The 20,126-nt window shown below is 35.6% G+C and carries 17 protein-coding genes and 3 tRNA genes; 19 read left to right on the top strand and 1 reads right to left on the bottom strand.

Annotation, left to right across the window (positions count from 1 at the left end; all coding sequences use genetic code 11):
* Positions 1 to 5: 5 nt before the first annotated feature.
* The 8 genes from ACNDLV_RS04800 (at position 6) to lysS (ending at position 8,093) form a co-directional block, all read left to right on the top strand.
* Positions 6 to 248: an RNA-binding S4 domain-containing protein gene (locus ACNDLV_RS04800; RefSeq protein WP_006585881.1), complete on the top strand. Its 243-nt coding sequence runs from the start codon at positions 6 to 8 to the stop codon at positions 246 to 248.
* A 66-nt stretch (positions 249 to 314) separates the two neighbouring features.
* On the top strand, positions 315 to 686 hold the full coding sequence (locus ACNDLV_RS04795) for an FtsB family cell division protein (protein ID WP_006585880.1): 372 nt from the start codon (positions 315 to 317) through the stop codon (positions 684 to 686).
* Entirely contained in the window at positions 683 to 1,033 is a 351-nt protein-coding gene (locus tag ACNDLV_RS04790; RefSeq protein WP_006585879.1) for a S1 RNA-binding domain-containing protein, read from the top strand. The genes ACNDLV_RS04795 and ACNDLV_RS04790 overlap by 4 nt, the downstream gene beginning before the upstream one ends.
* 19 nt (positions 1,034 to 1,052) lie before the next feature.
* Positions 1,053 to 2,291 (top strand): tRNA lysidine(34) synthetase TilS, encoded by a 1,239-nt coding sequence (gene tilS / locus ACNDLV_RS04785; protein ID WP_006585878.1) that lies wholly within the window; start codon positions 1,053 to 1,055, stop codon positions 2,289 to 2,291.
* 83 nt (positions 2,292 to 2,374) lie between these two features.
* The gene (ftsH, locus tag ACNDLV_RS04780) at positions 2,375 to 4,510 is read left to right on the top strand and encodes an ATP-dependent zinc metalloprotease FtsH (RefSeq protein WP_006585877.1); all 2,136 of its coding nucleotides are present in this window, start codon (positions 2,375 to 2,377) and stop codon (positions 4,508 to 4,510) included.
* Between the two features lie 40 nt (positions 4,511 to 4,550).
* Positions 4,551 to 5,432 (top strand): Hsp33 family molecular chaperone HslO, encoded by an 882-nt coding sequence (gene hslO, locus ACNDLV_RS04775; protein WP_006585876.1) that lies wholly within the window; start codon positions 4,551 to 4,553, stop codon positions 5,430 to 5,432.
* Positions 5,433 to 5,519: 87 nt separating this feature from the next.
* Positions 5,520 to 6,548, top strand: coding sequence for a tRNA dihydrouridine synthase DusB (gene dusB / locus ACNDLV_RS04770; RefSeq protein WP_006585875.1), 1,029 nt, complete (start codon positions 5,520 to 5,522; stop codon positions 6,546 to 6,548).
* Between the two features lie 21 nt (positions 6,549 to 6,569).
* Positions 6,570 to 8,093: a lysine--tRNA ligase gene (gene lysS / locus ACNDLV_RS04765; protein ID WP_022091075.1), complete on the top strand. Its 1,524-nt coding sequence runs from the start codon at positions 6,570 to 6,572 to the stop codon at positions 8,091 to 8,093.
* A gap of 61 nt (positions 8,094 to 8,154) precedes the next feature.
* On the opposite strand, the gene ACNDLV_RS04760 is transcribed toward lysS, so the two are convergent.
* On the bottom strand, positions 8,155 to 9,033 hold the full coding sequence (locus ACNDLV_RS04760) for an Rgg/GadR/MutR family transcriptional regulator (RefSeq protein WP_006585873.1): 879 nt from the start codon (positions 9,031 to 9,033) through the stop codon (positions 8,155 to 8,157).
* Between the two features lie 265 nt (positions 9,034 to 9,298).
* Here ACNDLV_RS04760 and ACNDLV_RS04755 point away from each other — a divergent pair, with 265 nt between their 5' ends.
* The 11 genes from ACNDLV_RS04755 to rpoB all read left to right on the top strand — a co-directional run bounded on the left by ACNDLV_RS04755 (position 9,299) and on the right by rpoB (position 20,119).
* Entirely contained in the window at positions 9,299 to 9,715 is a 417-nt protein-coding gene (locus ACNDLV_RS04755; protein ID WP_498882935.1) for a hypothetical protein, read from the top strand.
* A 58-nt stretch (positions 9,716 to 9,773) separates the two neighbouring features.
* Positions 9,774 to 10,589: a hypothetical protein gene (locus ACNDLV_RS04750; protein ID WP_006585871.1), complete on the top strand. Its 816-nt coding sequence runs from the start codon at positions 9,774 to 9,776 to the stop codon at positions 10,587 to 10,589.
* Positions 10,589 to 11,188, top strand: coding sequence for a hypothetical protein (locus ACNDLV_RS04745; protein WP_006585870.1), 600 nt, complete (start codon positions 10,589 to 10,591; stop codon positions 11,186 to 11,188). Before ACNDLV_RS04750 ends, ACNDLV_RS04745 begins: the two co-directional genes overlap by 1 nt.
* A gap of 12 nt (positions 11,189 to 11,200) precedes the next feature.
* On the top strand, positions 11,201 to 11,800 hold the full coding sequence (locus tag ACNDLV_RS04740; protein WP_006585869.1) for an ABC transporter ATP-binding protein: 600 nt from the start codon (positions 11,201 to 11,203) through the stop codon (positions 11,798 to 11,800).
* On the top strand, positions 11,793 to 12,284 hold the full coding sequence (locus ACNDLV_RS04735; RefSeq protein WP_006585868.1) for a hypothetical protein: 492 nt from the start codon (positions 11,793 to 11,795) through the stop codon (positions 12,282 to 12,284). Before ACNDLV_RS04740 ends, ACNDLV_RS04735 begins: the two co-directional genes overlap by 8 nt.
* 72 nt (positions 12,285 to 12,356) lie before the next feature.
* Positions 12,357 to 12,431 (top strand) — tRNA-Gly (locus tag ACNDLV_RS04730).
* Positions 12,432 to 12,473: 42 nt separating this feature from the next.
* A tRNA-Pro gene (locus tag ACNDLV_RS04725) sits at positions 12,474 to 12,547 on the top strand.
* Between the two features lie 59 nt (positions 12,548 to 12,606).
* A tRNA-Gly gene (locus ACNDLV_RS04720) sits at positions 12,607 to 12,678 on the top strand.
* A gap of 112 nt (positions 12,679 to 12,790) precedes the next feature.
* Complete coding sequence (locus tag ACNDLV_RS04715) at positions 12,791 to 13,681, top strand: YczE/YyaS/YitT family protein (RefSeq protein WP_006587648.1); 891 nt, start codon at positions 12,791 to 12,793, stop codon at positions 13,679 to 13,681.
* Between the two features lie 97 nt (positions 13,682 to 13,778).
* Complete coding sequence (locus tag ACNDLV_RS04710) at positions 13,779 to 16,262, top strand: ATP-dependent Clp protease ATP-binding subunit (RefSeq protein ID WP_006585865.1); 2,484 nt, start codon at positions 13,779 to 13,781, stop codon at positions 16,260 to 16,262.
* A gap of 218 nt (positions 16,263 to 16,480) precedes the next feature.
* Positions 16,481 to 20,119 carry a DNA-directed RNA polymerase subunit beta gene (gene rpoB, locus ACNDLV_RS04705; RefSeq protein WP_006587649.1) on the top strand — a complete coding sequence of 1,213 codons (3,639 nt, stop codon included), beginning with the start codon at positions 16,481 to 16,483 and terminating at the stop codon, positions 20,117 to 20,119.
* The last annotated feature ends 7 nt before the right edge of the window (positions 20,120 to 20,126 follow it).

Below are 20,126 nucleotides of genomic sequence, written 5' to 3'. Positions count from 1 at the left end.
AAAAAATGAGACTTGATAAATATTTAAAGGTTTCACGTTTAGTGAAAAGAAGAACTGTTGCTAAAGAAATGGCTGACCAAGGGAGAATTGAAGTTAATGGTCGTGTGGTTAAGTCAAGTTATGATGTTAAGCTTGATGACATTATTAGTATTGGATATGGAAGTCGCACAGTAAAAGCGCGAGTATTGAATATCCGTGAAACTACTAAAAAGGATGAGGCTAGTGAGTTATACGAACTGGTTGATTAATGACTTTTATTCGGGTTCTTGTTATACTTAGCGTAGAATAGTAGTTTTGTGGATAGAGGTTAAAAAATGCGGGGACCACGAATTTATGAAGCTTCTGATAAAGAGTTAGCTCAACTTAGACGAAAAAGAAAAAAAGCGACTGAAGAAGTTCATCGCAAGCGACGAGTACGATATTTAACAATCTTTGGCTTGATTTTTGTAGTTTTAGGAATTCAGTTGATTCTTAATATTACAACCACTCATCGAATTAAATCTGAGATTCAAACCAATAAAACTAGTTTAGTAGAGCAAAAAGAAACCAATCGTCGCTTAAAGATTAAGCGTAATAACTTAAAGGATCCAGATTACTTGGCGAAATATATTCGTTATAAATTTTATTACTCTAAGAAGGGTGAGCAAATTTATAATATTCCAGAAGATTCAAAGGATAATCAATGAAATTTGAAGTAGGACAACGAATTATAGGAAAAATTAATAATGTTACTGATTATGGTATATTTGTTAGTTTAAAAAATAAAAGTGGTTTAATATACAAGGATGACTTCAAGGATGGTTGGGAAAGGGAGAAGTTAAAATTCCAGCCAGGCCAAGAAGTTAGAGTTGTAATTACACAAATAAAAAATAAAAAAATCGCCTTGTCGCTTAAACGTGTTGATGATCCTAACTTAGTTGATCCTGATAATCAATTTAATAATTTAAGTCAGGAAGCTTTTGCTAGTACCTTAACTGAACTAACTGTGCAGGCGAAAAAGACAATTAAAGATTTGCAAGATGGTCTGAATTAGGCCATCTTTTTTATAGGATATGGATAAATTAAAGCAATTTTTGACAGATTATAATCTTGACTTTAAAAATAAAACAATTATTGTTGCTTGCAGTGCTGGCCCAGATTCTTTGGCTTTAGTTGATATGTTGAAGAATTGGCCATTAAGATTAATAGTGGCTCATTTTGATCATCAAATTCGGCAAGATAGCTACTTAGAAACTGAATTATTGGAGCAATATTGTAAACAAAATGAGTTACCTTTGTATGTGAAAAAATGGGAAAATAACCAGAATAAAACGGAAGCAGCTGCTAGAAAAGCTAGATATAGTTTCTTATTGGCCTTAGCTAAAGAAAAGCAAGCTGATTACTTATTAACGGCTCATCATGGGGATGACTACTTAGAAAACATCATTTTAAAATTAATTCGTTCTGGTGATCCAGCTGAAATGAGTTCACTTCAAGCAGTAGGTCAAATGGAAGGTGTAAAGCTTGTTAGACCCCTTCTTTATTATTCAAAAAGTGAGCTAACTAAGTATCTATTAGATAAACATTTAGCTTTTATTACGGATGAAACGAACCTAACGAATGAAAATTTACGAAATCGGATAAGGCATCAGTTGATTCCTCTACTCAAAGAAGAAAATCCTACAATTTTAAAAAATGGACGAACCTTTGGGCAAAAAATGATGGCTTATCAAGGTGTAACCCAGCATACTTTTTCTGCTATAAAATTAGAACAAGTTGCAGATAGCTGGCGAATAAAGAAAGCGTCTTTAGCTAGCTATACTGATGCAGAAAAGGCTTTGTTTTGGGAATGGAAGATTTGGCGGTATTATGATGAACGAGTCCATTTAGAAAAATGGCAAAGTGGCCCTTATCGAATTCTTGAATATCAAGATTATGTTTACTTGTTTAAAGGGCAACCTAAATTTGTAGATAAGAGTTCAATAAAGTTGGATCAGCCTTTTATTTTCCAAGGACGAAAATATGTAATATCCACTCAAGTACTACCACAAGCCAACTTAATTGGTTCATTTTTGGCTCAAAAGGGCAATTTAAAAATGGGATCCGCTATTTCTGGTAGTAAGTTACCATTAAAAAATGGACATCATGCAAAGAGTAAGAAGTTTTTTGCCCAGGCCGCTATTCCTAACATTCTTAGGCCGGCTATTCTTTGTTTATATCAAAATGAAACAATTGTTTTTATTGAAGATGTGTATAAAAATCAAAAATGTGCTAATGATTTTATTAAGTATTACGTTTTCTTGGTAAATTAGTGCCAAGTAAAGTAAAATATTAGAGAGAGTCTAGTATTTGTGTTACACTTGCTAGGTAATTCTAGAATTTCGTGGAGGTATTCATGAAAAATAAGCGGAATCGGCTTTTTACTAATGGCCTTTTCTATATTGTTATTTTCTTGTTAATGCTTTGGGGAATAAACTGGATGATTGGTGGCGGACAATCCGCTTCATCAAGTGAAACTGTTAGCTACAGCCAGTTTGTAAAAGACTTAAAGAACGGGAAAATCAAAGACTTTAGTATTCAGCCTGCAAATGGTGTTTATAGCATTTCTGGTTCTTATAAGAAGGCCAAAGTGCAAAAGAAAAAGACAACTAGTTATGATTTTCTAACTGGTGCATCAACTAGTGCTAAGATTACTAAGTTTTCAACAACTATGTTGCAAAACGACCCTACTGTTAAAACAGTAGAAAATCTAGCACAAAAACATGGTGCTAAGATTACTACTCAGGGAGAATCACAATCTGGATCATGGCTTAGTGCAATTATTACAATTGTGCCAACTATTTTCTTCATGGTTATGCTCTGGATGATGATGAACCAATCAGCTGGTGGTAGTCGCGGTGGTGGTGGTGTTCTTAACTTTGGTAAATCAAGAGTTAAGCCAGAAGATCCAACCAAGAACCGTGTTCGCTTCTCTGATGTAGCTGGTGAAGAAGAAGAAAAGCAAGAATTAGTTGAAGTTGTTGAATTTTTGAAAGACCCATCACGTTACTTAAAATTGGGTGCAAGAATTCCATCTGGTGTCTTGCTTGAAGGACCTCCGGGTACTGGTAAGACCTTACTTGCACGAGCAGTAGCTGGTGAAGCTGGCGTGCCATTTTATTCAATATCAGGTTCTGACTTTGTTGAAATGTTCGTCGGTGTTGGTGCTTCTCGTGTTCGTGACTTGTTTGAAAATGCTAAAAAGACTTCACCAAGTATTATCTTTATCGACGAAATTGATGCAATTGGTCGTCGACGTGGTAATGGTATTGGTGGTGGTAACGATGAACGTGAACAAACTTTGAACCAACTTTTAGTTGAAATGGATGGTTTCCAAGGCGATGAAGGTGTTATCGTTATGGCTGCTACTAACCGTTCAGATGTACTTGATCCAGCCTTGATGCGTCCAGGTCGTTTTGACCGGAAAGTATTAGTTGGTCGTCCTGATGTGAAGGGTCGTGAAGCTATCTTACGTGTTCATGCCAAGAACAAGCCACTTGCCAGTGATGTTGACTTGAAGGAAGTTGCTCGTCAAACTCCTGGCTTTGTAGGGGCAGACCTTGAAAATGTTTTAAATGAAGCTGCTTTAGTTGCTGCTAGAAGAAATAAAACTGAAATTACAGCTGCCGATATTGATGAAGCAGAAGATCGTGTAATTGCTGGACCTGCTAAGAAGGATCGAATGATTTCTCAAGAAGAAAGAAAACGAGTTGCCTTCCACGAAGCTGGTCACTCAATCTGTGGTTTAGTTTTAAGTGATTCAAGAACTGTTCGAAAAGTAACAATTGTTCCTCGAGGACGTGCTGGTGGATATAACATTATGCTTCCTAAGGATGATCAATTTATCTTAACTAAGAAACAATTGATGGAACAAATTGTTGGTCTGATGGGTGGTAGAGCTGGTGAAGAAGTTGTTATTGGAGATCGCTCAACTGGTGCTTCAAATGACTTTGAACAAGCAACTGCTATTGCTCATAGTATGGTGGTTCACTATGGTATGACAGATGAACTTGGTATGGTTCAACTTGAAAAAGAAGGCCAAGCAGAATATGGTGTGAAGCCATATAGTGAAGCTACAGCAGCCAAGATTGACGAAGCAGTTAAGAAGATCTTGGATGAAGCTCATAAACAAGCTATTCAAATCGTTGAAGATAATCGTGACAAGCATAAGTTAATTGCTGAAGCTTTGCTTAAATACGAAACTTTAAACGAAAAGCAAATTATGGCTTTATATAAGACTGGTGAAATGCCAGAAGCAGATCAAAAAGAATTCCCAAGTGAATCTAAAGCTTCTACTTATGAAGAGGCAAAGGCTGCAATGGAAAAGAAAGAACATCAAAAGGATTCTGAAAAGATTGACTCCGATGATTCTTCAAAAAGTAAGGTAGCTGGTGAAAATTCTGAAAATGACATTACTGAAGAAAAAACATCAGTTGATGCAAATGATGAAAAAACACCAGAAAAACCAACCGATAGCGAAAACCAAGACTAATAAATAGGGCCGTAAGGCTCTATTTTTATGGAGAAAACTAATGAATGATTATTTAATTAAGGCAATTGATAAAACTAAAAATTTACGCTTGTTAGCTGTTACAAGTAAGAATTTAGTTAGCGAAGCACAAAAGCGTCACGATACTTGGTCAGCTTCAAGTGCTGTTTTGGGAAGAACATTAACAGGTGGGCTTTTGCTAGCAGCAGCTAGTTTAGTTGATAAACAAGAATTGACAGTTCGTTTGATGGGAAACGGTCCAGTAGGTGCTTGTGTAGTCACTGCTAAGAGTAATTTTACTGTAAAAGGTTATATTTCAAATCCACATATTGCATTACCACCACGAAGTGATGGTCATATTGATGTTAAGAAAGCTGTTGGTGAAGGTTGGCTTCAAGTAACAAAAGACCAAGGATTAAATGAACCTTATACTGGTGAAGTTCCAATTGTCAGTGGAGAGATTGCAGAAGATTTTACTTATTATTTGGCAAAATCTGAGCAAATTCCTTCTGCAGTTGGCTTATCTGTCTTTGTTCAGGCTAATAACACTATTGGAGCAGCAGGTGGCTTTATGTTGCAAGCCTTGCCAGGAGCTAGTGATGAGTTGTTAAGTGTAGTTGAACAAAGAATTAAAGAATTACCAAATATTTCTAGTTTATTTTTAGAAGGCATTACACCTGAACAGTTAGCTGAAAAGATTCTAGGCGATGATTGCAAAATATTAGAAAAAGACAAAGTGGCTTACGCTTGTGATTGTTCCAAAGAAAAATTTAGTCATTTGCTGGCAACATTGAAGAAAGCCGACTTGCAAGAAATGATTAATAAAGATCATGGTGCAGAACTTACTTGCCAATTTTGTAAAGAAAAATATCATTTTAGTGATACAGAATTAAAAGCAATTCTAGCTGAACAACTTGAAAAATAACTTTAATGATTTTGTAAAGGCCTGAAAGTTTTACCTTCAGGTCTTTTTTGTTATGATATTAGAGTAATTTGAAAGGAAAGAAGAAAAGTGACTAATACAAATAGCTGGAAAATTCGTGATATCACAATTCCCAACCGGGTCGTAGTTGCTCCAATGGCTGGCGTTTCTAACTCTGCTTTCCGGGTTGTTTGTAAAGAATTTGGCGCCGGACTTGTAGTATGCGAAATGATTTCTGATCATGGGATTATTTATCGTAATAAAAAGACACTAGATATGCTTCAAGTTGCACCAGGTGAACATCCAATGAGTATTCAAATTTTTGGTGGCACTGAAGATACTTTGCTTGAAGCTGCGCAATATATTGATCAACATACAGCAGCTGATATTATTGATATTAATATGGGCTGCCCTGTTCCTAAGGTAACCAAAACAGATGCTGGGTCTAAATGGTTACTTGATGCCAATAAGATTTATCAAATGGTTCATAAGGTTGTTCAAAATGTTGAAAAGCCAGTCAGTGTTAAGATGCGCCTGGGCTGGGATCGCAAACATATTTTTGCAGTCGAAAATGCGCTAGCTGCTCAAGAGGCAGGAGCAAGTATGTTAGCAATGCATGGGCGAACTCGAAAGCAAATGTATCAAGGTGAAGCTGATTGGGAAACTTTGCATGAAGTTGCCAATGCCTTGACGATACCATTTGTTGGCAATGGAGATATTACTAGCCCAGAATTAGCAAAGAAAATGATAGATGAAGTTGGTGCAACAGCTGTTATGATTGGGCGTGCAGCTTTAGGTAATCCATGGGAAATTAAAGACATGGTTCATTATCTTGAAACAGGTGAAAAGTTGCGTCCACAAACAGTTCGTGAAAAAATAGAAACTGCTAAGCATCAGCTCGATGGTCTGGTAGAATTAAAAGGTGAGAAGGTTGCTGTTCCAGAATTTCGTCAGCAAGCTGCTTATTATTTGAAGGGAATTCCCCGTTCAGCCAGAACTCGTGCTAAAATAAATGAAGTCTGGACTCGTCAAGAAGTTTATGACTTGCTTGATGGTTTTGTAGAAGAATACGAAAAACGCGAAGCTGCTAAAAAGGCACGGCAAGCTATGAAAGACTAATTGTTATGGAGGATTTATAAATTGGCAAAGAATGAACTAAATGACCAATTAATCGTTCGTCGCGAAAAACTTGAAGAATTACGCGAAAGCGGTCTTGAACCATTTGGTAGAAAATATGAAAGAACAGATTTAGCTCGTACTTTAGATGAAAAGTACAAGGGCGAAGATAAAGATGAATTAAATGCAGATATGCCTCAAACCAAAATTGCTGGTCGTATGATGGCCAAGCGTGGTAAGGGTAAGGTTGGATTTGCTGATATTTATGACCGGACTGGCAAGATTCAAATTTACGTACGTAAAGATATTGTTGGTGAAGAAAATTATCAAATTTTCAAAAAGTCTGACTTAGGTGACTTCTTGGGAATTGAAGGTGAAGTTATGAAGACCGATACTGGTGAGCTTACTGTTCGTGCTCACCACGTAACTTTCTTATCAAAGGCACTTCGTCCACTTCCTGATAAGTACCACGGTTTACAAAACGTTGAACAAATTTACCGTCAACGTTACCTTGACTTGATGACTAACCATGATTCATACATGCGTTTTGTTCACAGAACTAAGATTATTCAAGCCATCAGAGATTACTTGAATAATAGAGACTTCTTGGAAGTTGAAACACCAGTACTTCACAATATTCCAGGTGGTGCAGAAGCTCGTCCATTTATTACCCACCACAATGCTTTGGATATTGATTTATACCTTAGAATTGCCTTGGAATTACCACTTAAGCGTTTGATTGTTGGTGGTATGGAACGAGTTTACGAAATTGGTCGGGTATTCCGTAACGAAGGTGTTGACACTCGTCACAACCCTGAATTTACTGAACTTGAAACTTACTGTGCCTACTGGGACTTCCACGATGTGATGGATGAAGCAGAAGGTATTATTAAGGCTGCTGCTAAAGTGGTAACTGATGATGGTAAGGTAAACTACCAAGGTACTGAAATTGACTTAGGTAAGCCATTTAGACGGGTTCACATGGTTGACTTAATCAAGGAACAAACAGGTGTTGACTTCTGGAAGCCAATGACTCTTGATGAAGCTAAGAAGGTTGCTGAAGAACACGGCATTCACGTTGAACCATTCTGGAAGGTGGGCCACATTATCAACGCCTTCTTTGAAGAATTCGGTGAAAAGTCAATTGTTAACCCAACCTTCGTATATGGTCACCCAGTTGAAATCTCACCACTTGCTAAGAAGAATGCAGATGATCCTAGATTTACTGATCGTTTTGAAATTTTCATTATGGGTATGGAATATGGTAATGCTTTCAGTGAATTGAACGACCCAATTGATCAAAGAGAACGTTTTGAAGCTCAAATGGCAGAACGTGATGCAGGTAACGATGAAGCCGATGTTATTGATGAAGACTTCGTACGTGCGCTTGAATACGGTATGCCACCTACAGGTGGGTTGGGAATTGGTATTGACCGTTTGGTAATGCTTTTGACTGATGCACCAGCTATTCGTGATGTATTGCTCTTCCCAACTATGCGTCCTGAAAGAATTCATGACGAAGAAAAAGACATTGATTTAGATAAGTAAAGATAATAAAAATGACTAGCATTGGGCTAGTCATTTTTTTACGCAAATTTTAATCACGTATTTATTGAAGTTTACTGTTTTTGTTAACTTGTTGAATTAGATTTATAAATTCTGAATGTATATCTTTTTGATTTAAAAAATCTGCAAATTCAACTGATTTTTTCAAGTTGTTCCAAGCGTTAAAATCTTTTTTTTGTGAATAAATGAGTAAATTAGCTAAAAACGTTCTTTTTAATTCAATATGCAAAAAATCGTTGTTTACTTTTATTTGATTAATTTGATTGAGTAATTTTCGAGCTAATGTATAGCTTTTTCTGAGTATTAGGATAGTTAGCGAATTTAATAAAGCTTGAAAAGCAATATTGTATAAAGATGAGCCACTTTCATTCATTTTCCCCCAGGGTTCAATACGTGACCATTTATTTAAAAGCAATTTAGAAAGAGCGTAATTTTTTTTGTTAGATAATAAAGAAGTGCAATTTTCGAAAATACTAATATGTTTTTGTGTCCATTCAGGTGTATCAGATAAGAAGCTGATAATTTTTAGCTGATACTTGGGTAAAAGTAAATTTTCATTGCTAATAAGGTGATAATAATTACAAACGATTGCCATTAAGTATAAATTAGAAACCGTTCTTTTTTGTTCATAGCGTTTTATTTGTTGGGTGCATAAGGTCTTAAGACCTGTAACATCACGAGCTAAATATAATTTACGCATTTTTTTTAGAATAGGAGAGGGCTTAGAAATGTTAGCTAATTTAAAAAATTCTTCTGGAGTTAAGTGAATTCTTTTTAATAATTCAATAAATTTTGCAAAAGGAATATCCCCTTTTCCGTTTTCCCAATGTGATAAAGAAGCAACTGAAACGATATCTCTTGCTGCATCTTTTTGAAGAATTTTCTGTTTGATTCGTATTTTTTTATATGTTTTTCCGTACATAATGATATCCCTTTCAGAAAAAGCATGTTACTTTTTTAAAATTATAAATTTAAATTCTTCTACCGTATAGTATATCAAACACACAGAGGATTTTTTTATATGACGATTTCAATATATTGAAGTTAAAAAAGCTTAGTTGAAAAAATTTAGTAAAATTTTTGTATCAATAAAAAATACAGCGGAAAGTTTAATAATTAAAATTTTCATTTTGTATATTATTAGGGCCCTTTTTGTTGATAATTATATATTTCTGAGGAGGAAAATAATGAAATTGTTTAAAAAGAATAATGTTACATCTATGGTTGTTGCAATGGGATTAGTTACTGGATTAACAGGAACTGCTTTAGCAAGTGCTTCCGGCTATTGGACTATTACTCAAGAAACAGTTGGAGCTAGTGGAGCATGGAGTTCATTTGGAAACGCAAACTTGAAACAATCCTCTGATAATGTTGCGTCCTTTAATGGGGATTCATTGCCAGCTTTTTTTGGCTATAATGTTAGATTAATTAATGCGAATGGTGCTGGGCGATCTGATTGGGTAAATTTGAAGAAAGATCAAACTACATATGCACATAATAATTCAGGACTAAAAGGTTATTACTACTATGCTGATGTTAGATCTCAACCCTATGAGCCCAATTTAAGCACAGTAAAAACACATTTTAGTGCAGATAGAAAATAATATTTAATGTAAAAGGGATTCTTATTAGAATCTTTTTTGCATTTTGAAAGGATAAAATATGCTCTCTAAGAGAACAAATAAAATAATCATCATAGCTTTACTTGGATATTTAGTATTCATTACTTATCTTGTTTTATCAGCTATCAATTCAGAACTAAGACCAAGAACGACTGTAGATGCTAATAGTTTTATCTATATGTTTAACGAGGTTCAACCATTTGGAGTTTATTCTAGTTTCTCACTCATATTAGCCTTATTAATCTTCCCGATAGTTGGCTCATTTGCTCCAATTTTTATTAAGAATAATAATGGAATTACTAATGTTTTGCAGCGAAGTGGCTATGCTAAATTTCTGAGAAAGGCAAGCTGGCAAACTTTTCTTTTAGGTATGTCATTCTCCCTCTTGAGTGAGATTTTTGAAATCATCTTAATTAATTGGAATTATGCACCTATTGCCTTTACCAATAATAGTTTTTATTTGGGACAATTTTTTAATACCTTTTCAAAAAATAGTTTAATTCAGCTGCTAGCATATATGGTTACTTCTTCAATCGGTTGGGGGATTTTTTCGGTATTTATTTTTGCTTGTGGACTTTATATTAAGAAAAATCCGCTCTTCATAGTTTCAGGGGCAGTATTAGGCTTGATTTTGCTTCTTTTACCGACTTTGTATGGAATGATGAATTATTTCTTGTATGCTGTGGCTAATGTAACTGAGATTAGTACTTTAATTGCACCAGGAATGATTAGTTTTGCTGGTCAAAAAGCACCAGGTGGAATTATGATTATCTGGATAATTAGTGCGATATTATTTGCTTTAATAGCGTGGATTTTAATGATGACTTGGCAGAAAAAACAATTGCGAGGTAAATAATGCCAACAAAAACAAAAAAATATATCAGATACTCTTTAATTGGTGTTTTGGCACTAAGTTTCTTTGCATATTGGCTTTTGATTGCTGGTATGAAACCAAAGTATGACATCATATTTGCAGTAAGTTTTCAGCACGGACTATCTATTTATTTGCAAAGTCTGCTTTATGTATTAGTGTTTTTTCAAGTGTTGATTGCTAGAAAAGTAAGCAATGCAATTGCTGTAAGAAAGCAAACAAAAAAGGTTATTTCCAAGTTAGCTGGCTTAATAGTGTTGGAATGGTTACTTTTTTGGATTCCTTTTTTAGGAAGTTACTATTTATTTAAGAGTCATAATTTCTTTAAAATGGGAGACTTTAAATTTGGGCTGTGGATACTTCTTGCTCATATGTTATTAATGCTCTTTTTGATGTTGAGCTTACTATTAGCTTATAGGCTACCATTTCCTTATATCATTATTACTTTAGTAATAGCTATTACTTGGTCATATCACTTATGTTTTGAATTTACATTAATCCTTCCAAAATATAGTAAAATATTCGATCCCCTTTATCGTGCTACCCACTATATTTATTTAGGAATTTGTCATATCTTTTTATAGAAAGGTCGAAAAATGTTAAAGATTGATAATATCAGCAAGCAATTTGGTAAAAAACAAGTATTAAAAGATGTCAGCTTAGAACTAAATCCTGGAGAAAGAGTTCATATTATTGGAAAAAATGGCTCTGGTAAATCAACGATTTTTAAAATTATAACTAATATTTTGAAAGCTGATGCTGGCCAAGTAGAGTTAACTGAAAATGATTATGTTGGGGCATTAATTGAAAATCCGGGTTTTCTAGAATATGAAAGTGGATTAGAGAATTTAAAGTTTTTAGGTAATTTAAATCATAATTATGATGAACAAGTAGCTATGAAATTAATGGAAAAATTTGATTTAGATCCTAATGACCTTCAAGCTGTAAGCAAATATTCAATTGGGATGCGCCAAAAGTTGGGCATTATTCAAGCTATAATGGAAAACCAAAATATTGTTTTACTTGATGAGCCTACTAGAGGAATTGATAAAGAGGGTGTCGCAACATTTGTTAAACTCTTGGATGAGCTGAAACAAGAAAAGCGCGCTGTAATTATTGCTAGTCATGATGAAATTCCAGGGTTGAAGTATGACAGAGAGTTACTATTAAAGAATGGAGAACTAGCAAGTGTCTAAGAGTGTTAAAGTATGGAGCTATACTCTTGTTACAATTCTTATTTTAGGATTAGCACGTGTTTACTTTAAGGAATTAGTGGGTTCACAATTATGGTTGGTTAATTTTGCAATAACAACTAAAACTCTCAAATTGTTTTCCCTAGGAGCTACACTTTACTTTTTTGATGTGGTTATGGCTTTAAGTGCAGTTAGTGAATTTGAAGAGATAGCTACTTTTCTCTGGGTTAGGGAGCTTAGTTTAATTAGATTATGGCGAGCTTTTGCTAGTCGTTTTATTAAATATTTTGGTAGTTTGTTGTTAGTTCACTTGCCTTTAATTAGTTGGCAGAATATGAGCTTTTCTTTGTTAAGCTTATTGGGAGAAGTTATTGTCTGGGGAGTAGCAGTAAGTATCGGATTTTCTAAAAGTAATAGTATGAGCCAAAAGATTTCAATTCCTTTATTGTTTGGTGTATTGAGAATTTTGGGAATGTTAATAGGCTAAGGTGAAAATAATTAAAAAAGTGCTTGCAAAAAAATTCCGCTATGGTATATTAATAAATGTGCTAAATGACATGCGGAAGTAGTTCAGTGGTAGAACATCACCTTGCCATGGTGGGGGTCGCGGGTTCGAATCCCGTCTTCCGCTCCACGAGATGAGGATTCACAGCAGTGAATCCTTTTTTGTTAGCTTCGGGAAATAGCTCAGCTTGGTAGAGCGCTACGTTCGGGACGTAGAGGTCGCAGGTTCAAATCCGGTTTTCCCGATAATTATTCAAAAAAGTCTTTGCAGATTAATAATTTTTTGATATAATACTTTCTGTTATGCGGAAGTAGTTCAGTGGTAGAACATCACCTTGCCATGGTGGGGGTCGCGGGTTCGAATCCCGTCTTCCGCTCTACGAGAAAAGGATTCACAATAGTGAATCCTTTTTATTTTACTCAAAAAGTATATTAATTATTTTTTTAGACTTCTTTTGATATAATTATTAAAACAAAGGGGGTCTTTTTTTGAAAAAGAAACTTAATTTCGGAAATATCGTCCTGAAAACTTTGATGTCGATTGTGGGCGTGACAGTTTTATCAATTGGTGCCACTTTCCTTCGTGGTGGTAAGGTAGGACTTGATCCATTTACTGCGATCAATACAGGGATTTCTAACAAGCTTGGGCTAGGCTTAGGAGTTTATCAGCTAGCAGTTAACTTTGTAATCTTTTTACTGATTTTGTGGCTTGATCGCAAAAAAATTGGAATTGGAACTTTTGTTAATATGATTTTAGTGGGATTTGAAATCCAGTTCTTTACGCAAGTATATGAGCAGCTTTTCCCCGAAAAAATCACTTTTTTAGTAATTGTAGCTGATACTGTTATTGGTTTACTTCTTTTTACGCTTGGCTCTTCTCTTTATATGGGACCGAAATTAGGAGTTGCTCCTTATGATGCAATTGCACCAATTTTTTCGAAGCGATTAAACTCTTCATATAAGATAACTAGAATTATCCAAGACGTTCTGTTTATGGTGGGCGCTTTAATTATGGGTGGACCAGTTGGTTTTGCGACTATTATTGTTGCTTTCTTTACTGGGCCATTAATTACTTGGTGGAATGAGCATGTAAGTGATCCTTTAGTAGATTTTATTGATCACTTAACTCGTCCAGATACTAGAAATAAGGTTACTGTTCTTTTATCTGCAATGGGTCGGAGAACTTATGAATCAGTTGCTAGAACTTATGAAGCTACTGAGGTTATGCAAGCAAGACTAGGACGCTATTCTAATTCTGACTTAAAGACTCAGCAAAAGATTGCTCGTCGCAATTTGGCTAACTCTAAACAAACTTATGAAAACTGCCTTGCTCAATATAAGATGATTGAAGAAGAATTAAATAAGAGAAAGAATCAATAAATTTAAACAGAAAATTTTGTTTATTAAGTAATTTGATTTACATTAGAATTAAGAAAAAGTACAATATTTTAGTTGATTTTTGAAAGGCGGGTTAATAATGGAATATTCTTACAGTAGTAGTGCTAATCAAGTTTTAGCAATTGCAAAAGAACAAGCACAAAATTTTCAACACAGAATGATTGGTACAGAACATGTTTTACTTGCCTTGGTAATTGAATCAAGTGGGGATGCAGGGAAGATTTTACGACAATGGAATGTGACTAGTGGTGACGTTCGCCGTGAAATTGAACGCTATACAGGATATGGCTCCGCATCTAAATCTTCATATATGGAGATGTCACCGCGCTTAAACATGACACTAAATTATGCTAAAAGAGCCGCTCAAGATGGTGGGACAAAGGAAGTTAAAACTTTGCATATCTTATTGGGATTAATTTCTACAGAACAAGTTTTAGCGGCTATGATTTTGAAAAACTTGAATGTTGATTTAGATCACTTGCGCCAAGATATTCTGGATGATTTATCAGAAGATAGTGGTGATTTAAGTCAAGAAAGTGATGATTTCTTTGATAATTTGGGCTTAAATCAAAACAAGGGAAAGGGTAATTCTAAGACCCCAACTTTGGACAGTGTATCAATTAATTTGAATAAGCAAGCTCGTGAAGGAGAAATTGATCCTGTTATTGGCCGTGATTTAGAAACTAAGAGAGTTATTCAGATTCTTTCACGCCGTACTAAAAATAATCCCGTTTTAGTTGGGGAACCAGGTGTTGGTAAAACAGCTGTAGCTCAGGCTATTGCTAGCTGCATTGTTAAAAAAGAAGTTCCCGAAGATTTACTTGATAAACGAGTTATGGCTCTAGATATTGGGAGTTTAGTAGCGGGTACTAAGTATCGGGGCGAATTTGAAGACCGAATGAAAAAAATCTTGAAAGAGATTCGCACCGATGGAAAGGTTATTTTGTTTGTTGACGAAATGCATACTTTGATTGGTGCTGGTGGTGCAGAAGGAGCAATTGATGCTTCAAATATTTTAAAGCCATCGCTTGCTCGTGGTGATATTCAAATGATTGGTGCAACAACTTTTGATGAATATCAAAAATATATTGAAAAAGACCAGGCTCTTGCTAGACGTTTTCAACAAGTAAGAATTACTGAACCCTCAAAAGAAGATACTTTGCATATTTTGGAAGGCTTAAAGCCAAAATATGAAGGCTTCCACCACGTACAAATTACTGAAGCTGCTTTAAAAGCAGCGGTAGATTTATCTACTAGATATTTGAGTAATCGCTTTTTACCAGATAAGGCAATTGACTTAGTAGATGAAGCTAGTGCTACTGTAAAAATTAATAATGCAGTTGGTTCTAACAAAGAATTGCAAAGTCTTGATAATCAACTCAATAAAGTTGCTAAGCAAAAGAGAGCAGAAGTTGAAAAACAAAACTTTGTTCAAGCAGCTAATTTACAAGCTGATGAAGATAAGCTAGAAAAACAAAAACAAGCTTTATTAAATAAGTTGAAAGAAAGTGCTTATCGAAAAGCTGTTGTTAACGAAGAAGATATTGCTCGTGTTGTATCAGAATGGACTGGCGTTCCAGCAACTCAGATGAAGAAAGATGATACTAGGAAGTTAATTAACTTAGAAGCAACCTTACATAAGCGAGTAATTGGACAAAACAAGGCTGTTCAAGCTGTTGCTAAAGCAATTAAGCGTAGTCGAAGTGGGATAAAGGATGAGAATCGACCAATAGGCTCATTCCTGTTTTTAGGTCCTACTGGTGTTGGAAAAACTGAGTTAGCTAAGGCAGTTGCTTCAGCAGTGTTTGGCAGTGAAAACAACTTAGTTAGAGTTGATATGTCAGAGTATATGGATACAATTGCCTCAAGTAAGTTGATTGGCTCAGCTCCAGGCTATGTGGGATATGAAGAAGGCGGACAATTAAGTGAACAAGTTCGGCGTCATCCGTATTCCGTGGTTTTATTAGATGAAGTTGAAAAGGCCCACCCAGATGTCTTTAATTTGTTATTGCAAGTGTTAGATGATGGCTTTTTGACAGATTCTAAGGGGAGAAAAGTGGACTTTAGAAATACTGTAATTATTATGACTTCTAATTTAGGTTCACGTTCATTAGTTAGTGATAAGACTGTAGGTTTTACTACAAGCGAAGTGAGCCAAGAAAAAGAACGTATTTCTAAGGTACAAGCGGCAACTAAGGATTTCTTTAGGCCAGAATTTTTAAACCGAATTGATGCAACTATTGTCTTTGATCAATTACAAAGTAGTGATTTACGGAAGATTGTTACTTTGTTAACTCAAAAAGTGGTTGCTCGTTTGGCTAAAAAGCAAATTACTATTAAGTTTTCACCTGCAGCACTTGATGTTATTGCAAAAGCAGGCTTTGATCCTGAAAATGGAGCACGTCCTTTAAGACGCGCAATTCAAAACTTAGTAGAAGATAAGTTGTCAGATATGCTCATTAGTTCTGAACTTGTATCTGGACAAACATTAAAAATTGGAGCTGCCAAAGGTCAGCTAAAATTTACTGTTTCAGAAACTAAAAAAGCTGTATTAAGTAAGTAAGATCAAGGTTTTGCTATTGACAAAAGCACCAATTTTTTGTTATAATCGTTTTGATTTTCAAAAAGGCTGATATTCAGTAGCTTGCTGATCTATTGTCCAGTAAGCTGATAAGAACAAAAACGACAAAACGTGTTGTTTTTGTTTTTTTATGCTCAAAAATACCAGTTTTTGAATTTGTAACACAAATGTAATATTTGGTTTCTTTTGCAAAAGAAAGGATGTTTTCCTTGGACGGACATTTAGTGAATTACGGTCAACACCGGACAAGACGTAGTTTTTCTCACATTAAAGAAGTAGTTAAATTACCTAATTTGACTGATGTACAAACCGAATCATATAAGTGGTTTTTAAATGAAGGTATTAGCGAAGTATTTGAAGATATTATGCCTATTAATGATTTCTCAGGTAAGTTATCTTTAGACTTTGTTGGTTACAAGCTTCAAGATGCTAAAAGCACTATTGATGAAGCACGTAATCACGATGCAAATTATGCTGCTCCACTTCGTGTTACTTTAAAGCTTACTAACCACGAAACTGGCGAAATTAAGACACAAGACGTATTCTTTGGTGATTTACCATTGATGACTAGATCAGGTTCATTTGTTATCAATGGTGCGGAAAGAGTTATTGTTTCCCAACTTGTTAGATCACCAGGTGTTTACTATAACTGTGATGTTGATAAGAATGCACGCCAAATTTTTGGTGCTACTGTTATCCCTAACCGTGGTGCATGGTTAGAATATGAAACTGATGCCAAGAATATTTCATACGTACGTATTGACCGTACTAGAAAATTACCTATTTCAGTTTTAATTAGAGCACTTGGTTTTGGCTCAGACAGTGAAATTCAAGATATTTACGGGACAAATGATACTTTACAATTCACTTTAGAAAAGGATGTACATAATAATCCTGCTGATAGTCGAGTTGCTGAAGCTTTGAAAGAAATTTATGAACGACTTCGTCCAGGTGAACCTAAGACGACCGATTCATCTCGTTCACTTTTGTTTGCTCGTTTCTTTGATTCACGTCGGTATGATTTGGCTCCAGTTGGTCGTTACAAGATTAACAAGAAACTTTCTTTAAAGAGCCGCTTACTTAATCAAACTCTAGCTGAAACTTTAGCAGACCCAGATACTGGTGAAATTATTGCCAAGAAGGGAACTATTGTTACACATGCTGTAATGGAAACTCTTGAAAAGTATCTTGATCGTGACGACTTTAAGATGGTTACATACACTCCATCTGATGAAGGTGTAATGCAAGATCCAATTACTGTTCAAGAAATTAAGGTCTTTTCAAAGGTTAACCCTGAAAGAGAAGTTAAGTTAATTTCAAATGGTCACATTGATGCTGATGTAAAATGCATTACTCCAGCAGATATTTTGGCTTCTATTAACTATTTCTTCGTTTTACAAGATGAAATTGGTTCTACTGATGACATTGACCACTTAGGTAACAGACGTATTCGTCGTGTTGGTGAATTATTGCAAAACCAATTTAGAATTGGTTTAGCACGGATGGAACGTGTTGTACGGGAAAGAATGTCAATTCAAGATCCTGATACAGTTACTCCACAACAATTGATTAACATTCGTCCAATTGTGGCTAGTGTGAAGGAATTCTTTGGTTCATCACAACTTTCACAGTTTATGGATCAAAACAACCCATTAGGTGAATTGACTCACAAGAGAAGAATGTCTGCTTTAGGACCTGGTGGTTTGTCAAGAGACCGTGCTGGTTATGAAGTTCGTGACGTGCACTATACTCACTATGGTCGTTTATGTCCGATTGAAACACCAGAAGGTCCTAACATTGGGTTGATTAACTCAATGGCAACATATGCAATTATTAACAAGTATGGTTTCATTGAAACACCATATCGTCGTGTTTCTTGGGAAACTCATAAAGTTACAGATAAGATTGACTATTTAACAGCTGATGTAGAAGATAACTACATTATTGCTGGTGCCAACACTCCACTTAATGAAGATGGCTCATTTAAAGAAAATCTTATCTTAGCTCGTCATAAAGATGATAATGTCGAAGTTACTCCAGATAAGATTGACTACATGGACGTTATTCCTAAACAAGTAGTTTCTGTAACTTCTGCATGTATTCCTTTCCTTGAAAACGACGACTCTAACCGTGCTTTGATGGGGGCTAACCACCAAAGACAAGCTGTTCCATTGATCAACCCACATGCTGCTTTAGTTGGTACTGGTATGGAATATCGTGCTGCTCACGACTCAGGAGATGCTTTAGTTGCTGAAGCTGCAGGTGTAGTTGAATATGTTGATGCTGATCAAATTAGAATTCGTCGCGAAGATGGTACTTTAGACAAGTATGAACTTGAAAAATACCGTCGTTCAAACGCTAATAAGAACTACAATCAAACACCTAACGTTAAGAAAGGCGAAAAGATTGTTGAAGGCGAAGTAATTGCTAACGGTCCATCTATGGCCGAAGGTGAATTAGCTTTAGGTCAAAATCCACTTATCGCATTCATGACTTGGAATATGTACAACTATGAAGATGCCATCATGATTAGTGAAAGAATGGTTAAAGATGACGTATATACTTCTATCCACATTGAAGATTACGAATCAGAAGCTCGTGATACTAAGTTAGGACCTGAAGAAATTACTCGTGAAATTCCTAATGTTGGGGAAGATGCCCTTAAAGATTTAGATGAACAAGGTATCGTTAGAATTGGGGCAGAAGTTAAAGATGGCGATATTTTAGTTGGTAAGGTAACTCCAAAGGGTGTTACTGAATTATCAGCTGAAGAAAGATTACTTCATGCTATCTTTGGTGAAAAAGCTCGTGAAGTTCGTGATACTTCATTACGTGTACCACATGGTGGTGGCGGTATTGTCCAAAACGTTGAAGTATTTACTCGTGAAGGTGGAGATGAACTTTCACCAGGTGTTAACACTATGGTAAGAGTTTACATTTGCCAAAAGAGAAAGATTCAAGTTGGGGATAAGATGGCTGGTCGTCACGGTAACAAAGGTACTATTGCTGTTGTTGTTCCAGAAGAAGATATGCCATTCTTACCAGATGGTCGTCCAGTAGATATCTGCTTAAACCCAATGGGTGTGCCTTCTCGTATGAATATTGGACAGGTTCTTGAATTACACCTTGGTATGGCTGCTCGGCAATTAGGTATTCATGTTGCTACTCCAGTATTTGACGGTGCTGACGAAGACGAAGTTTACAATACTTTACGTGAAGCTGGTATGAGTAAAGATGGTAAGACTGTCATTTATGATGGTAGAACCGGTGAACCATTCCACAACCGTGTATCTGTTGGGGTAATGAACTACTTGAAACTTGCTCACATGGTTGATGATAAGATCCACGCTCGTTCAATTGGGCCATACTCACTCGTTACTCAACAACCACTTGGTGGTAAGGCACAATTTGGTGGACAGAGATTCGGGGAAATGGAAGTTTGGGCCCTTGAAGCTTATGGTGCCGCATATACTTTACAAGAAATCTTGACTTACAAGTCAGATGACGTTGTTGGTCGTGTGAAGGCATATGAAGCAATTGTTAAGGGTGAACGAATTCCTAAACCAGGTGTACCTGAATCATTCCGAGTTTTAGTGAAAGAATTGCAATCATTAGGTCTTGATATCCGTGTTCTTGATATGGATCACAAGGAAATTGAATTGCGTGATATGGATGAAGATTCAAGTGAACATCTCAACATTGATACTCTTTCACGTTTAGCTGAAGAACAAGAAAAGAAGAAGTTGGCCGAAGAAGCTACTAAGTCTGAAGAAACAACTTCTGAACAAAGTGCAACAAGTTCTGTAGATCAAGCTTCTGATGATACAGTTTCTAAGTAGGAGGTTA

The organism is Lactobacillus fornicalis (genome assembly GCF_055362665.1).
This window is presented reverse-complemented; position numbering and strand designations above follow the sequence as displayed.

Excerpts from the sequence above, each read along its gene's own strand:
- hslO (WP_006585876.1), top strand. The coding sequence starts at position 4,551 with ATGAATGATTATTTAATTAAGGCAATTGATAAAACTAAAAATTTACGC.
- tilS (WP_006585878.1), top strand. The coding sequence starts at position 1,053 with ATGGATAAATTAAAGCAATTTTTGACAGATTATAATCTTGACTTTAAA.
- ACNDLV_RS04755 (WP_498882935.1), top strand. The coding sequence starts at position 9,299 with ATGAAATTGTTTAAAAAGAATAATGTTACATCTATGGTTGTTGCAATG.
- ACNDLV_RS04710 (WP_006585865.1), top strand. The coding sequence starts at position 13,779 with ATGGAATATTCTTACAGTAGTAGTGCTAATCAAGTTTTAGCAATTGCA.
- ACNDLV_RS04760 (WP_006585873.1), bottom strand. The coding sequence starts at position 9,033 with ATGTACGGAAAAACATATAAAAAAATACGAATCAAACAGAAAATTCTT.
- ACNDLV_RS04745 (WP_006585870.1), top strand. The coding sequence starts at position 10,589 with ATGCCAACAAAAACAAAAAAATATATCAGATACTCTTTAATTGGTGTT.
- ACNDLV_RS04800 (WP_006585881.1), top strand. The coding sequence starts at position 6 with ATGAGACTTGATAAATATTTAAAGGTTTCACGTTTAGTGAAAAGAAGA.
- ACNDLV_RS04750 (WP_006585871.1), top strand. The coding sequence starts at position 9,774 with ATGCTCTCTAAGAGAACAAATAAAATAATCATCATAGCTTTACTTGGA.
- ACNDLV_RS04795 (WP_006585880.1), top strand. The coding sequence starts at position 315 with ATGCGGGGACCACGAATTTATGAAGCTTCTGATAAAGAGTTAGCTCAA.
- ftsH (WP_006585877.1), top strand. The coding sequence starts at position 2,375 with ATGAAAAATAAGCGGAATCGGCTTTTTACTAATGGCCTTTTCTATATT.
- rpoB (WP_006587649.1), top strand. The coding sequence starts at position 16,481 with ATGTTTTCCTTGGACGGACATTTAGTGAATTACGGTCAACACCGGACA.
- ACNDLV_RS04790 (WP_006585879.1), top strand. The coding sequence starts at position 683 with ATGAAATTTGAAGTAGGACAACGAATTATAGGAAAAATTAATAATGTT.
- ACNDLV_RS04740 (WP_006585869.1), top strand. The coding sequence starts at position 11,201 with ATGTTAAAGATTGATAATATCAGCAAGCAATTTGGTAAAAAACAAGTA.